The sequence below is a fragment of the Streptomyces sp. NPDC088157 genome, from assembly GCF_044741545.1.
Lineage (GTDB): Bacteria > Actinomycetota > Actinomycetes > Streptomycetales > Streptomycetaceae > Streptomyces.
In genome coordinates, this window is sequence record NZ_JBIUSU010000008.1 from 266,487 (window position 1) to 280,677 (window position 14,191).

Genomic DNA, 14,191 nt, shown 5'->3' on the forward strand with positions numbered 1-14,191 from the left:
GCCCCGCGGCTGCCGACCCGACGAACGCGGCGCACCGGCAGGCCCGCCCCGCCCTGCCCGGTCGGCGCGCAGGGCCCGCGCGGCACGCACCGACGGGCGGGCCTCGGTCAGTCGCCCCGCACGCGCGCGTGGAGATGCATGTCGTGCCAGCCGTCCTGGTGGAGGGCGGCGCTGCGCTTGGTGCCCTCCAGGATGAAACCGGCCTTGGCGGCGACACGGCAGGAAGCCTCGTTGGCGATGGCGTGCATCAGCTCCAGGCGATGGAAGCCGATCTCGTCGAGGGCCCAGCGGGTCAGGGCGGCGGTGGCCCGGGGGGCGACCCCCCGGCCACGGGCCGCCCTGGTCGTCCAGTACGCGACCTCGGCCACGCCCTCGGCCAGCAGGATGCCGCGCAGCGCCACCCGCCCCAGCAGTTCGCCGGTGTCCTCGTCGACGACGGCCCACTGGGCGTTCCGCTCCTCCGCCCAGCTCTTGCGCCACTCCTCGATCCAGCCGGTGACCTCCTCCTCGGAGTCGGCGGCCCTGATGTGCCACTGGTGCATGACCGGGTCCTGGAAGGCGGTGTACACGGCGGGGACGTCCTCGGCCCGCCAGGGGCGCAGGAGCAGTCCGTCGCCGGTGTCGAGCACGGGCTGGGCGATGCCCGAGAGGGTTCCGGCGGGCAGGACGACGCTGGCGGTGAAGGGCATGATCCACATCCTGCCAACGGACCGGGACCCGGCCAACGGGTTTTCCGGTCCCCGTAGGCTTGACCCCGATGAGACGCCGTACGCCTCCCCCGCCCTCCCCGCTGCCGCAGCGCGACGGGATCGACCCGGTGCGGGTGCGGTTGCCCGGCGAGGGCGCCTGGGCCACCGTGCGGGAGCACCTGGTGGAGCGGCTCGGACCGGCGCGCGCCGGGATCGTGGACGGGATGCTGGAGGCCGGGCTGGTCGTCGGCGCCGACGGGCGGGCGGTGGCGCCGGACGCGGCCTACGTGCCGGGGATGTTCGTCTGGTACCACCGCGAGCTGCCGCCCGAGGTGCCCGTGCCGTTCCCGCTGGAGATCGTCCACCGCGACGAGCACATCGTCGTCGTCGACAAGCCGCACTTCCTGGCCACCACCCCGCGCGGCAGCCATGTCACGGAGAGCGCGCTGGCCCGGCTGCGGCGGGAGCTGGACATCCCCGCGCTCGGCGCCGCGCACCGGCTGGACCGGCTCACCGCCGGGCTCGTGCTGTTCACCGTGCGCCCGCAGGAACGCGGCGCGTACCAGTCGCTGTTCCGCGACCGCCGGGTGCGCAAGGTGTACGAGGCCGTGGCGCCGTACGATCCGGAACTCGCCCTGCCTCGGACCGTGCGCAGCCGGATCGTCAAGGAACGCGGGGTCCTCGCCGCGTACGAGGTGGCGGGCGAGCCGAACGCCGTGAGCCGCGTCGAACTCGTCGAGCACGGCGCGGCGCGGGGGCTCGGCCGGTACCGACTGCTGCCCGCCACCGGCCAGACCCATCAGCTGCGCGTCCATATGAACACGCTCGGTGTGCCCATCCTCGGCGATCCGCTCTACCCCGAGGTGACCGCCCCCGTACCGGCCGGCGACTTCCGGCACCCGCTGCAACTGCTGGCGCGGGAACTTGAGTTCACCGATCCGGTCACGGGGACGGAGCACCGGCTGCGCAGCGGCCGGGTGCTCGAGGCCTGGACGTCGTACGACGGCTGGGCCGCCGCCGCGTCGGCGGACACCGTTCCGTAGTGCCCGCCGCCACCGCGTCGGCGGTCACCGCTCAGTAGCCGCGCCACCAGGCCAGGAAGCGCCGCCAGGCGTTCGGCCTGCGGGCCGGCTGCGGGGCGGGCGGGGCAGGCGTCGGTACGGGCGAGGGCGCGGGCACGGCCACCGGCTCGGGGGCGGGCGCCGGCGCGGACTGCGGTGGCGTGGTCACCGGCCGGGTGAGGCGCTGCGGCGGGATCGGTGCATGGCTCGGCTTGTGCTTGACGTCCTGCTGGTCCTTGGGCTCGAACCGGACCGGCAGCTCCATCAGGTGCCGCGAGGCGATCGACATCGTCCACCGCAACTCGTCCTCGGCGCAGTCGAGTTGCACGTCCGGCAGCCGCATCAGCAGCGCGTCGACGCCGACGTCGGCGATGGCGCGGCCGATGTCCTGGCCGGGGCATTCGTGCGGGCCGCTGCCGAACGCGAGGTGGGAGCGGTTGCCCTGCATGTGGGCGGACAGGTCGGGACGCACCCGGGGGTCGACGTTGCCGGGCGCGGGCGCGAAGAAGAGACCGTCGCCCCGGCGGATGCGCTGGCCGCCCAGCTCCGTGTCCTGCTTGGCGAAGTAGCCGAAGATCGTGCTGAACGGGGGCTCGTCCCACAGGGACTGCTCGACCGCCTCCGCCACCGTCATCTGGCCGCCGTTGAGCTGGGCGAGGAAACGCGGGTCGGTGAGGACCATGCGCAGCGCGTTGGAGAGCAGGTTGACGGTGGCCTCGTACGCGGCGAAGAGCACCAGGCGCAGATGCTCCCGGACCTCGTCGTCGGTGAGTCCGGCCGGGTGGGTGATGAGGTGGCTGGTGAAGTCGTCCTCGGGGTTGGCGCGGCGGCGGGTGGTGAGCCGGGCGAGCGCCTGCACGACGTACTCGTGGCTGGCGAGCGCGGTCTCGCTGCCCTTGAGCGCGTCGCGGGCGGAGTGCACCATCTTGTCGTTGTACTCGTCGGGCATGCCGAGGACGTGGCACATCACGGCCATCGGCAGGTGCTCGGCGAAGTCGCCGACCAGGTCGGCCCGGCCCTCCTCGCAGAAGCGGTTGACCAGGCGCTGGCTGGAGCGGTTGATGTAGCGGCGCACGCTGCGGTCGTCGATGGTCGCCATGGCCGCGGTGACCGCGCCCCGCAGCCGCTTGTGCTCGTCGCCCTCGGCGTGGGCGCAGATGGGCTGCCAGGCGATGTGCGGCATGAGGGGGTGGTCGGGCCTGACCTTGCCGTCCAGCAGTTGCGACCAGACGCGGCTGTCCTTGGTGAACTGCGAGGCCGTGCGCACCATGCGCAGGTTCTCGGCGTGTCCGAGGACCATCCACATCGGCAGGTCGTCATGGATCAGGACCGGTGCCACGGGGCCGTGTTCCTCGCGCAGGCGCTCGTACAGTTCGTTCAGGTCGTCCGCGCCGGGGCCGTAGAGGCGGGCCAGTCCGCCGGGGCCCCGGACGTGCGCGGGGCAGCCGGGCGGCGGATCCAGGGCGAGGTCGCGCGGGCCGGTCGGGGTGGGGTGTTCGGGAGTCACAGGGGGTCGCTCCGAAACTGTGCTGGGTCCGGTGGGGAATGTGGTGCCGTGCGGGTCAGGTGAGGCTGCGGGTCAGGGCCAGGGAGTGCAGGAAGCGCATGAGGGTCATCAGGACGTCACGGCTGGAGGCGCGGCGCCGGACGTCGCACTCCACGATCGGGATCTCGGGCGGCAGATCGAGGGCGGCCCGCAGGTCGTCGATGGGGTAACGCGGCCCGTCGGGGAAGGTGTTGACGGCGACGACGAAGGGCACGCCGCCCTCCTCGAGCCGGCCCATGACCTCGAAGCTGACCTCGAGGCGGCGGGTGTCGACCAGGACGACCGCGCCGAGCGCGCCCTCGAACAGGCCGTTCCACAGGAACCAGAAGCGCTCCTGGCCGGGCGTGCCGAAGAGGTAGAGCACGACCTGCTCGGTGATGCGGATCCGGCCGAAGTCCATGGCCACGGTGGTGGCGGTCTTGGTCTCGGAGCCGTAGTTGTCGTCGACTCCGATGCCCGCCTGAGTCATGGTCTCTTCGGTGGTCAGCGGCCTGATCTCGCTGACGGAGCCGACCATGGTGGTCTTGCCGACGCCGAAGCCGCCCACGATGACGATCTTCGCCGCGGCCGTGGTGGTGTGCGGCAGATGGTCCTCGGCCCGTGGGCCGGGGATCGTGTCAGAGCCGTTGAAGTCCATGCATCACCGCTTCGAGAAGGGAACGGTCGGGGAGCTGCTGCCGGACGATGGGGGCGCGTGCCTGGACGAGTTCGGCTGCCAGCATCTCGGTGAGCAGCACCGTCACCACGCTGAACGGCAGGCTCAGATAGGCCGAGATCTCGGCCACCGACAGCGGGGCGGCGCACATCCGCAGCACCGCCGTCTGTTCCGGGGTGGCCGACGAGGGCGGTTCGGCACGCGCCACGACCAACGTGACGAGGTCGACGGGCGCGCGCTCGCCGTCCGCGCCCGTGATGATGTACAGCCGCTCGGGGTTCTTGCCCTCCCCCTCCTTCCCCTCCTGGCCCTCCTTCGGGGGCGGCGGGGCCGGTGGGGGCGGCTGCGGCAGCGGTTGTCGCCGACGGCGTTGCGGAGGCGTCATACGCTCTGCCCGTTGCGCCGGGGCGGACTGGTCAGATGGGCGCCGATGCGGACCACGAGGTCGCGCATCATGCCGCTCATCCGACTGGCCTCGCAGCGCACGTCGGCGAGGACGGCGAGGTAGGCGTTGGCGCCGGCCGACATCATGTAGAAGTAGCCGCCGCTCAGATCGATGACGACCATGTCCATCTCGCCGGTGCTGGAGTGGATCTCCTGGCCGACCGCGGCGGCCAGGCTCTGGAGACCCGCGCAGGCGGCGGCGACCCGGTCGGCGGCGTCGGGGTCGCCGGCGTAGCGGGCGATGCGCAGCCCGTCGGCCGAGAGGACCACGATCATCTCGATGCCCGGAACCCCGTCGTAGAGCTCCTTGAGCAGCCAGTCGAAGTTTTGGCGCTGCTGGATCACGTGAGGTCCCCTTCATCGTCGGCCTCGGGCTGGGCCTTGTCCTCGAGCAGGTGCAGATATGCGGTGGGATTGCGGGTGAAGTCGGTGGGGTGCACGCCGGGCGGGGCCGCCTTGACCAGGCCCTCCCAGAAGGCCTCGAACGCCAGGCCGGGCTCCCGCTTCTTCTGGGGCTCCGGTTCGGGCTCCGGCCGACGCCGGGCGAACGGGTCGGGCTTGCCCAGACGCTCGGCCTCCTGAGCGGCGTACGCCTCGGCGTAGCGCTGGGTGATCGGGATCGTGGTCTTGCTGCGGCGCTGCGGAAGGCCCTGGTCGGTCCACTCGGTGACCTCGGGCACCTCGTCGTCGGTCAGGGAGATCCCGGCCGGGATGCGCGCGTTGGTGGGCCGGCGCTTCTTGGGCGGGCGCTTGGGGCCCTCACCGATCGTGCTCAGGTCGATCTGCGGTACGGCGGTGGCGCCGATGCCGTGCGCGAAGCCGGGCGCGGGATCGGAGGTCTGCATCTCGCTCGGCACGATCAGGACGGCCCGGACGCCGCCGTAGGCCGAGGTGCGCATCGAGACCTGGAGGTTGAACGACGTGCACAGCCGGCCGACGACCGCGAGGCCCAGGCGCGGGGTGCCGCCGACATCCTGGATGTCGACGCCCGCCTTGGCCTGCTCCAGCATGCGTTCGGCCTTGGCACGCGCCTCCTCGCTGAGGCTGACGCCGGCGTCCTCGATCTCGATGGCGATGCCGGTCTGCACCTCGACGGCGTTGACGTGCACCTTGCTCTGCGGGGGCGAGTAGCGGGTGGCGTTGTCGAGGAGCTCGGCGAGCGCGTGGATGAGCGGCTCGACGGAGAGGCCGCGGATGTTCACCTTGGCGATGGAGTCCAGCTGGATACGGCGGTACTCCAGGATCCGGGACATGGCTCCGCGCAGCACGCTGTAGAGCGGGACCGGCTGGGGCCAGTTGCGGCTGGGCCGGCCGCCGCCGAGCACGCCGATGGAGTCGGCGAGGCGGCCGATCAGCGCGGTGCCGTGGTCGATGCGCAGCAGGTCGTCGAAGACCTCGGGGTTGCGGCCGTGGTCCTCCTCCATCTCCCGCAGCTCCGCGGCCTGCTGGTGGACGATGGCCTGCATCCGGCGGGCGATGCTGACGAAGGAGCGCTGGGCGGAGTCGCGCAGGGATTCCTCGTGGTCGACGATGTCGAGGATCTTCCTGACCACGGCGCGCTGCGCGTCGTCGAGTCCGCGGAAGTCGGGATCACCCTCGCTGAGGTCGCGCATCACCTCCCTGGGGGAATTTCCGGCGCGCAGCCACGCCACCGCGTCGGGCACGAACTCCGCGGCGAGGCGGCGGTTCTCCTCCGCGTGGCCGGCCACCCGCCGTTCCAGGTACGTGATCCGCTGGTCCTTCTCCGCGCGCAGCTCCCGCAGGCGTCGCCCACGGCGCACCGACTCGGCCCCCGCCGCGGTCACCAGAAGGGTGGCGACGGCTCCGCAGACGCCGACGGCGAGCCGGGCCTGCGTCGCCACCAGGGCGACGGCGGCTCCGGTCGCCGCGGCCATCAGTATGGCCGGCAGCAACAGCACGCGCGCGTAGGGAAGTTCTCGGCGACCGGGTGGGGACTGAACACTCACCATGTGGGCACCCTCTGTAGGGATCTGTCGGCAACTTCGGGAAATTTGGGGAACAAGCGCACGAATACGCCTCAACTCGGTGCGCCGCGGGCGAGCTTAGTCCGACCGGATCATCGCCGTGTCATATTCGGCAACCGCCTGAAACCACTTCCGTACGTGGAGTAACCTCAGCCCATTTGCACGCTCGGCATTCACTCGAACACAACGCGTAACCTTGGACAGGTGTGCGGAACAGTTCACCGGGACGGATGAGACGAGCACCCGGACGGGGCGACGAGTCCCCGCAAGTGGCCTCGGGCGGTGCTCAGTTCCCCGCGATGCGCAGTGCCGCGTCGGCGGTGGCGCGGGCGAACTCCGAGACGGAGCGGTCGGGATCGGAACGGTGCACGAGGATGACGCCCTCGATGAGCCCGAAGACGAGGTCGGTGCGCAGATCCAGCCCGCTCTTCGCGAGCGCACCGCCCACTGCCGTGGCGGCGATCAACTGGCGGTAGGCGTCCTTGAGTTCGGCGCGCACGGCATGGAAGCCGGCGAACCGCTCGGTGCGCACCTCGGGCAGCAGGTAGAGGCCGCCGAGGTTGTGCGAGCCGCCGCACAGCAGCTCGACGTCGGTGCGGCACAGCTCCCAGAGGCGGTCCTCGGCGGTCCGGGTGTCGTCCGCGAGCAGCTCACGGGCGTACGCCAGCGAGGGCGTGACCGTCGACTCCAGCAGCGCGGCGAGCAGCTCCTCCTTGCCGGAGACGTAGTGGTACATGGAGGCCTGGCGCATCCCCGCACGTTCGGCGACGGCCCGGGTGGTAGTGGCGGCGTAGCCCTGCGTGGTGAACAACTCCGCCGCTGCCACGAGCAGTTCGGCGCGCGGCGCGAGCCCGCTGTCCGGGCGCTGCGCGGCGCGCGGGCGGCCCACTCGACGTCCGCTGCTCGTCCCCATGCGTTCGATCCTCGCACACGGTCCCCGGCGACGATCTTTCGACAGTCCGGTGAGGAGTCGGTAACCGGCCCGCAACCCGAGGGCAACGGCGGCGACCCGACCCGGACCTAATTTCTGTCGGGCGACAGAAATACCGCGACAGCGACGGAACCGAGCTGCGGAGGTCCGCAATGGCGGCGACAGCGACCACGTACGGAGCACGCGCCCACGCCCGGGCGCAGGAGGGCGCCCGGGCCGAGGCGATGCCGGTCGTCCCGGCCCGGGACTGGCAGGACCCGCCCTGCGAGGCGGGCCACCTGGTGTGGGCCGAGACGGTCGCGGGCGGCAACTACACCCACCGGGTCCTCGCGCGCGGCACCGAGCTGCGCCTCACCGACCTGCACGGAGACGCCTGCGCCCATCTGCTCCTGCACGTGGACGGCCGGCCCTGGGAGCGGCTGAACGTCGCCGACACGGTCAAGGTTCAGTGGAACGCCTACCTGGGCGAGGGGGTGCTGCTCCTGTCCGACCAGGGCCGCGTCCTCGCGTCCGTCGTCGCCGACACCTCCGGCCGGCACGACGCCCTGTGCGGCACCTCCACCCTCGTCCGCAACACCGGGCGCTACGGCGAGGGCAGCCCGCAGTCCCCCTCGCCGGCCGGCCGGGAGCTGTTCAAACTGGCCGCCGCCAAGAACGGCCTGGAGCCCCGCGACCTGCCGCCCTCGCTCTCCTTCTTCCAGGGTGTGGAGGTGCGGGGCGACGGCACCCTCGACTTCATCGGCTCGGCCGGCCCGGGCGCGAGCGTCACCCTGCGCGCCGAGCAGGACGTGACCGTGCTGATCGCCAACGTGCCCCACCCGGCCGACGACCGGCCGCGGTACGTCAGCACCCCCCTTGAGGTCCTCGCCTGGCGGGCGGCGCCCACCCGGCCGGGCGATCCGTTGTGGGACGCCACGCCCGAGGGCCGCCGCGCCTTCCTCAACACCGCCGAATTCCTCACCGCGAGGGGGCTCGCATGAGCACGAAGACAGTGGTCGAGGCCCGCGCCGCCTGGTCCTCGGTCGTCCGCGAGGGCGAGACGCTGACCATCACCGACCTGCACGGCAACCAGGCCGTCGACTTCCTCGTCTACGACGCCCACGACACGTCCGTGCGCTACAGCGCGCCGGACACGATCCATGCCCAGGGCGGGATCTTCCTCACCACGGGCAGTGTGCTCATGTCCAACGAGCACACACCGCTGATGACGGTGACCGCCGACGACGTGGGCCGGCACGACACCGTCGGGGGCGCCTGTTCCAAGGAGTCCAACACCCTGCGCTACGGCCACCACACGTTCTCGCAGCACGCGTGCGTGGACAACTTCCTCGCCGAGGGCGCCCGGCACGGTCTCGGCAAGCGGGACCTGGTCTCCAACATCAACTGGTACATGAACGTGCCCGTCGAGAAGGACGGCACCCTCGGCATCGTCGACGGCCTGTCCGCCCCGGGGCTCTCGCTCACGCTTCGCGCGGAACGGGACGTCCTCGTCCTGGTCTCCAACTGCCCCCAGATCAACAATCCCTGCAACGGCTTCGAGCCGACGGCGGTGGAGATGACGATCACCGGATCCGTCGGCGGCGAGGACACGGCATGACCTTCGACAAGCTGCTGGTCGCCAACCGGGGCGAGATAGCCGTCCGGGTCATCCGCACGGCTCGCGCGCTGGGCCTGCGCACGGTCGCGGTGTACTCCGATCCCGACCGCCAGGCACCCCACGTCCGGCTCGCCGACGAAGCCGTACGACTCGGCCCGGCGCCCGCGAAGGAGTCGTACCTCGACGCCGACCTGGTCCTGAAGGCGGCCAAGGACACGGGCGCGGGCGGGATCCACCCGGGCTACGGCTTCCTCTCCGAGGACGCGGACTTCGCGCGCCGCTGCGCCGACGCCGGAATCGTCTTCGTCGGTCCGACTCCCGAGCAACTGGAGCTGTTCGGCGCCAAGCACACGGCACGGGCGGCGGCGGAGGCGGCGGGAGTACCGCTGGCCCCCGGCACCGGACTCCTGGCGGACCTGCCCGAGGCGCTGGAACGGGCCCGGCTCATCGGCTATCCGGTCATGCTCAAGGCCACCGGCGGAGGCGGCGGGATCGGCATGTCGGCCTGCCGCTCGGCCGCCGAACTGACCGACGCCTGGGAGCGCGTCCAGCGCGTCGCCGCCGCCTCCTTCTCCTCCGCCGGCGTCTTCCTCGAACGGCTCGTGGAGCACGCCCGCCATGTCGAGGTGCAGGTCTTCGGCGACGGCGCGGGCCGGGTCGTCACCTTCGGCGACCGTGACTGCTCCCTCCAGCGCCGCAACCAGAAGGTGGTGGAGGAGGCCCCGGCCCCGGGACTGCCCGCGCACGTCCGAGAGCGACTCGCCCTCAACGCCCGTGATCTGTGCGCCTCGGTCGGCTACCGCTCCGCCGGTACCGTCGAGTTCGTCTACGACGCCGCCCGCGAGGAGGCCTACTTCCTGGAGGTCAACACCCGCCTCCAGGTGGAGCATCCGGTGACCGAGGAGACCTACGGCGTCGACCTCGTCGCCTGGATGCTGCGACTGGCGCGCGGCGAGCGGGACGTCGTACGCGACCCGGGACAGCCGCGCGGCCACGCCGTCGAGGCCCGTCTCTACGCGGAGGACCCGAGCCGCGAACACCGGCCGAGCGCGGGCCTGTTGACACGGGTCGAGTTCCCCGACGGGGTGCGCGTCGACGGCTGGGTGGAGACGGGCACCGAGGTCACGACGTCGTACGACCCGATGCTCGCCAAGGTGATCGCGTACGGCCCGGACCGGGAGCACGCGCTGCGACGCCTGGACGAGGCGCTGGCCCGGACCCGCGTCGACGGCATCGAGACGAACCTCGGGCTGGTCCGGGCCGCGCTGGCGGACTCCCGCTTCGTGACGGCGACCCACTCGACGGCGACCCTCGCCACCGTCACCGACCCGACCCCCCGCGTCGAGGTCGTCTCCGGCGGCACTCTCACCACCGTGCAGGACTGGCCCGGTCGTACCGGCCACTGGCAGGTCGGGGTCCCGCCGTCCGGGCCGATGGACGACCGCTCCTTCCGCCTCGGCAACCGGGCGCTCGGCAACCCCGAGGGCACCCCGGGGCTGGAGTGCACCCTGCAGGGCCCGTCCCTGCGCTTCACACACGCCACGACGGTGTGCGTGACGGGCGCGCCCGCACCGGTCGCCGTGGACGGCACGGCGGTGGCGCAGTGGGAGCCGGTGACCGTGCCGGCCGGGGCCCTGCTGGAGATCGGCGCGCCCAGCGAGCACGGCCTGCGCACGTACGTCCTGATCGCGGGCGGCCTCGACGTCCCCGCCTTCCTGGGCAGTGCGAGCACGTTCACGCTGGGCCGGTTCGGCGGCCACGGCGGACGGGCACTGCGGACGGGGGACGTCCTGCACGGCGGGACGGTCGCCGAGGGCGCCGCCGCCCCCGCCCTCGACCGTCCGGAGTTCGTCCCCGTCTGGCACATCGGCGCGGTCGAAGGCCCGCACGCGGCACCGGAGTTCTTCACCGAGGGCGACATCCGCGACTTCTACGCCGCCGACTGGAAGGTCCACTTCAACTCGGCCCGCACCGGTGTGCGCCTGGTCGGTCCCAAGCCGCGCTGGGCCCGCACCGACGGCGGCGAGGCCGGGCTGCACCCGTCCAACATCCACGACACGCCCTACTCCGTCGGCGCGGTCGACTACACGGGCGACATGCCGGTGCTGCTCGGCCCGGACGGCCCCTCCCTCGGCGGATTCGTGTGCCCGGCGACGGTCCTCAGCTCCGAGCGCTGGAAGCTGGGCCAGCTGCGCCCGGGCGACACGGTCCGCTTCGAGCCGGTGGACGTGGAGGGCGCGCCGCGTCCCGGGATCGTCGACGGGGGCGTGCTGGCCCGGGACGGCGACGTCACCTACCGGCGCAGCGGCGACGACAACCTGCTGGTCGAGTTCGGGCCGCTCCAGCTGGACCTGGCGCTGCGCATGCGGGTCCACGCGCTGATGGAGGCGGTGGCCGAGGCGGACCTGTCGGGCGTCACCGATCTCACCCCGGGCATCCGCTCCCTCCAGATCCAGACGGACCCCGGCCGCCTCCCGCAACGCGAACTCCTCGCGATCGTGCGGGAGATGACCGCGGCCCTGCCGCCCACGGACGAACTGGTCGTCCCCTCCCGCACCGTGCACCTCCCGCTGTCCTGGGACGACCCCGCGACCCGCGAGGCCATCGCCCGCTACATGGCGGGCGTCCGCGACGACGCCCCCTGGTGTCCCTGGAACATCGAGTTCATCCGCCGGGTCAACGGCCTGGACACGGTGGCCGAGGTCTACGACACGGTGTTCGCGGCGGAGTACCTGGTCCTGGGCCTGGGGGACGTGTACCTCGGCGCCCCGGTCGCCACCCCCCTCGACCCGCGCCACCGCCTGGTGACGACGAAGTACAACCCCGCGCGCACCTGGACGGCCGAGAACTCGGTGGGCATCGGCGGAGCCTACCTCTGCGTCTACGGCATGGAGGGACCGGGCGGCTACCAGTTCGTGGGCCGCACGACCCAGGTGTGGTCGCCCTGGCAGCAGCGCGGCGCGTTCGAGCCGGGCTCACCCTGGCTGCTGCGCTTCTTCGACCGGATCCGCTGGTATCCCGTGGACGCGGACGAACTCCTCGGCCTGCGGGCCGACATCATCTCGGGCCGCTTCGTGCCGCGCATCGAGGAGGGCACCTTCTCGCTCGCCGAGTATCAGACCTTCCTCACCGAACACGCCGACCCCATAGCGGAGTTCAGGTCCCGCCAGCAGACCGCGTTCGGGGCGGAGCGGGACGCCTGGGAGGCGGCGGGCGAGTTCACACGGGCGGCGGCCGCCGCCGCGCCGCCCGCTCCTCCGGCCGAGGTGGCGGTACCGCCGGGCGGCCGTCTGGTCGAGGCCGAGTTCGCGGCGTCCGTCTGGCAGCTGAACGTGTCTCTCGGCGACGAGGTGACCGCGGGGCAGCCGCTGCTCGCCCTGGAGGCGATGAAGATGGAGTCCAGGGTGCACGCGCCGGTCGACGGCGTGGTGGCCCAGGTCCTGGCCCGACCCGGCGACCAGGTCGAGGCGGGTACGGCGCTGCTCGTCCTGGCCCCGGCCGCGAGCTGACCGAGCCGACACCCTGCAAGGAGCACCCATGTCCACGACTGTGTCCCGCGTCCGCGCCGCCTACGCCCGCATCGAGGCCACGGACCGCCCGGAGATCTGGATCGACCTGCGGCCGCGCGCGGACGTCGAGGCGGAGGCCCGCACCCTCGACGGGCGGCTGGCGCGGGGCGAGCGCCTCCCGCTCGCCGGCCGGCTGCTCGCCGTCAAGGGCAACATCGACGTGGCCGGACTGCCCACCACCGCGGGCTGCCCGGCGTACGCCTACCGGCCCGCCGACGACGCCCCGGTCGTCGCCCGCCTCCGCGCGGCCGGCGCGCTGGTGCTGGGCACCACGAACCTGGACCAGTTCGCGACCGGCCTGGTGGGCACCCGCTCCCCGCACGGCGCGGTCCGGGGCGCCGTCGACCCGGCACGGGTGAGCGGCGGCTCGAGCTCCGGATCGGCCGTCGCGGTGGCCCTCGGCATCGTCGATCTCGCGCTGGGCACGGACACGGCCGGTTCGGGGCGGGTTCCGGCCGCCTTCAACGGCATCGTCGGCCTCAAGCCCACCCGGGGAGTGGTCCCCACCGAGGGGGTCGTCCCGGCCTGCGCCTCGATCGACTGTGTGACGGTGTTCGCCCGCACGCTCCCCGAGGCCGAACAGGCCCTGGCCCACATGGCGTCCCCGGCCGGCCGCGCTCTTCCCGCGCTGCCCGTCCGGAGCCCCGGCCCCTGGCGCGTCGCCGTCCCGCCCCTCGACCAGCTGGGCGAGCTGGACCAGGGCTGGGCGGAGGCGTACGAGGCGGCGGTGCGGCAGGTCGAGGCGGCCGGGGCCGAGATCCGTGGCATCGACCTCACGCCCTTCACCGAAGCCGCCGCCATGCTCTACGAGGGTGCGTTCGTCGCCGAGCGCTACACCGCCGTGGGCACCTTTGTCGACAAGTTGATCGCGGAGGGCGGCGAGGGCCTGGACCCGACGGTCGCGGGCATCATCACCCGGGCCCGGGACATCCCGGCCCACCGGCTCTACACGGACACCGAACGCCTGGCGGTCCTGCGCAGCCGCGCCCTGGCCGAACTGGCCGACTCGGACGCCTTGTTGCTGCCCACCACCCCCGGCCACCCCACCCTCGCCGAGGTCGCCGCCGACCCGCTGGGCGCCAACGCCCGTCTGGGCCGCTTCACCAACTCCACCAACCTCTTCGACCTGGCGGCGGCGGCCGTCCCGGCCGGCGAGGTGAACGGCCTGCCCTTCGGCGTGATGCTGGTCGGCCCGGCCTTCACGGACGAACGGCTGGCGAGGATCGCGAGCCTGCTGCGACCCGAGGTGTCCGTGGCGGTGGCCGGCGCCCACCTGACCGGCCAGCCCCTCAATCCCCAACTGCTGTCCCTGGGCGCGGTGCTGGACCGTACCACCAGGACGTCCCCGGTCTACCGCCTGCACGCCCTGCGCACGACACCGCCCAAACCGGGGCTCGTTCACGTGGGCGGGGGCGGCGCCGCGATCGAGGTGGAGGTCTGGCGCCTCCCGGCGGAGGGCCTCGGCAACCTGCTCGCCGCGCTCCCCCGCCCGATGGTCCTGGGCAGCGTCGAACTCGCCGACGGCACCCAGGTCCCTGGCTTCCTGTGCGAACCGGGCGCCCTCGGCGACGCGGCGGACATCACGGCGTACGGGGGCTGGCGGGCCTATCTCGACCAGGGCTGAGCTGAGCTGACCAGGGGCGCGGGGCCGCGGTGACACGCGGCCCCACCGCGCGAGCGGGCGGGCGGGCGGGCGGGACTAGCCACGCACAAC

At 72.8% G+C, this 14,191-nt stretch carries 12 protein-coding genes; 5 read left to right on the top strand and 7 right to left on the bottom strand.

The window, feature by feature from the left end; genetic code table 11:
* Positions 1–107: 107 nt before the first annotated feature.
* Entirely contained in the window at positions 108–689 is a 582-nt protein-coding gene (locus ACIPFH_RS30905) for a GNAT family N-acetyltransferase (RefSeq protein ID WP_401831538.1), read from the bottom strand.
* A 68-nt stretch (positions 690–757) separates the two neighbouring features.
* On the opposite strand from ACIPFH_RS30905, the gene ACIPFH_RS30910 reads away from it, so the two are divergent.
* Positions 758–1,732: an RluA family pseudouridine synthase gene (locus ACIPFH_RS30910; protein WP_401831541.1), complete on the top strand. Its 975-nt coding sequence runs from the start codon at positions 758–760 to the stop codon at positions 1,730–1,732.
* 31 nt (positions 1,733–1,763) lie between these two features.
* On the opposite strand, the gene ACIPFH_RS30915 is transcribed toward ACIPFH_RS30910, so the two are convergent.
* The 6 genes from ACIPFH_RS30915 to ACIPFH_RS30940 form a co-directional block, all read right to left on the bottom strand.
* Positions 1,764–3,257, bottom strand: coding sequence for a cytochrome P450 (locus ACIPFH_RS30915; protein WP_401831544.1), 1,494 nt, complete (start codon positions 3,255–3,257; stop codon positions 1,764–1,766).
* Positions 3,258–3,312: 55 nt separating this feature from the next.
* Entirely contained in the window at positions 3,313–3,933 is a 621-nt protein-coding gene (locus tag ACIPFH_RS30920) for an ATP/GTP-binding protein (RefSeq protein WP_020128348.1), read from the bottom strand.
* Positions 3,914–4,336 carry a DUF742 domain-containing protein gene (locus ACIPFH_RS30925; RefSeq protein WP_356261440.1) on the bottom strand — a complete coding sequence of 141 codons (423 nt, stop codon included), beginning with the start codon at positions 4,334–4,336 and terminating at the stop codon, positions 3,914–3,916. Before ACIPFH_RS30925 ends, ACIPFH_RS30920 begins: the two co-directional genes overlap by 20 nt.
* Entirely contained in the window at positions 4,333–4,740 is a 408-nt protein-coding gene (locus tag ACIPFH_RS30930; RefSeq protein ID WP_062646899.1) for a roadblock/LC7 domain-containing protein, read from the bottom strand. Before ACIPFH_RS30930 ends, ACIPFH_RS30925 begins: the two co-directional genes overlap by 4 nt.
* A complete protein-coding gene (locus ACIPFH_RS30935) occupies positions 4,737–6,365 on the bottom strand; it encodes a sensor histidine kinase (protein ID WP_401831547.1) in 1,629 nt (542 codons plus the stop codon). Before ACIPFH_RS30935 ends, ACIPFH_RS30930 begins: the two co-directional genes overlap by 4 nt.
* Positions 6,366–6,666: 301 nt before the next feature.
* Positions 6,667–7,293, bottom strand: coding sequence for a TetR/AcrR family transcriptional regulator (locus tag ACIPFH_RS30940; RefSeq protein WP_356261433.1), 627 nt, complete (start codon positions 7,291–7,293; stop codon positions 6,667–6,669).
* 170 nt (positions 7,294–7,463) lie between these two features.
* On the opposite strand from ACIPFH_RS30940, the gene ACIPFH_RS30945 reads away from it, so the two are divergent.
* The 4 genes from ACIPFH_RS30945 to atzF are packed head-to-tail and all read left to right on the top strand — an operon-like array spanning position 7,464 to position 14,101.
* Positions 7,464–8,291: an urea amidolyase associated protein UAAP1 gene (locus ACIPFH_RS30945; RefSeq protein WP_401831550.1), complete on the top strand. Its 828-nt coding sequence runs from the start codon at positions 7,464–7,466 to the stop codon at positions 8,289–8,291.
* A complete protein-coding gene (locus ACIPFH_RS30950) occupies positions 8,288–8,908 on the top strand; it encodes an urea amidolyase associated protein UAAP2 (RefSeq protein ID WP_356261427.1) in 621 nt (206 codons plus the stop codon). The genes ACIPFH_RS30945 and ACIPFH_RS30950 overlap by 4 nt, the downstream gene beginning before the upstream one ends.
* Positions 8,905–12,417 (top strand): 5-oxoprolinase/urea amidolyase family protein, encoded by a 3,513-nt coding sequence (locus ACIPFH_RS30955; protein WP_401831552.1) that lies wholly within the window; start codon positions 8,905–8,907, stop codon positions 12,415–12,417. Before ACIPFH_RS30950 ends, ACIPFH_RS30955 begins: the two co-directional genes overlap by 4 nt.
* 28 nt (positions 12,418–12,445) lie before the next feature.
* Entirely contained in the window at positions 12,446–14,101 is a 1,656-nt protein-coding gene (gene atzF / locus ACIPFH_RS30960; RefSeq protein ID WP_401831553.1) for an allophanate hydrolase, read from the top strand.
* Positions 14,102–14,191 lie beyond the last annotated feature (90 nt).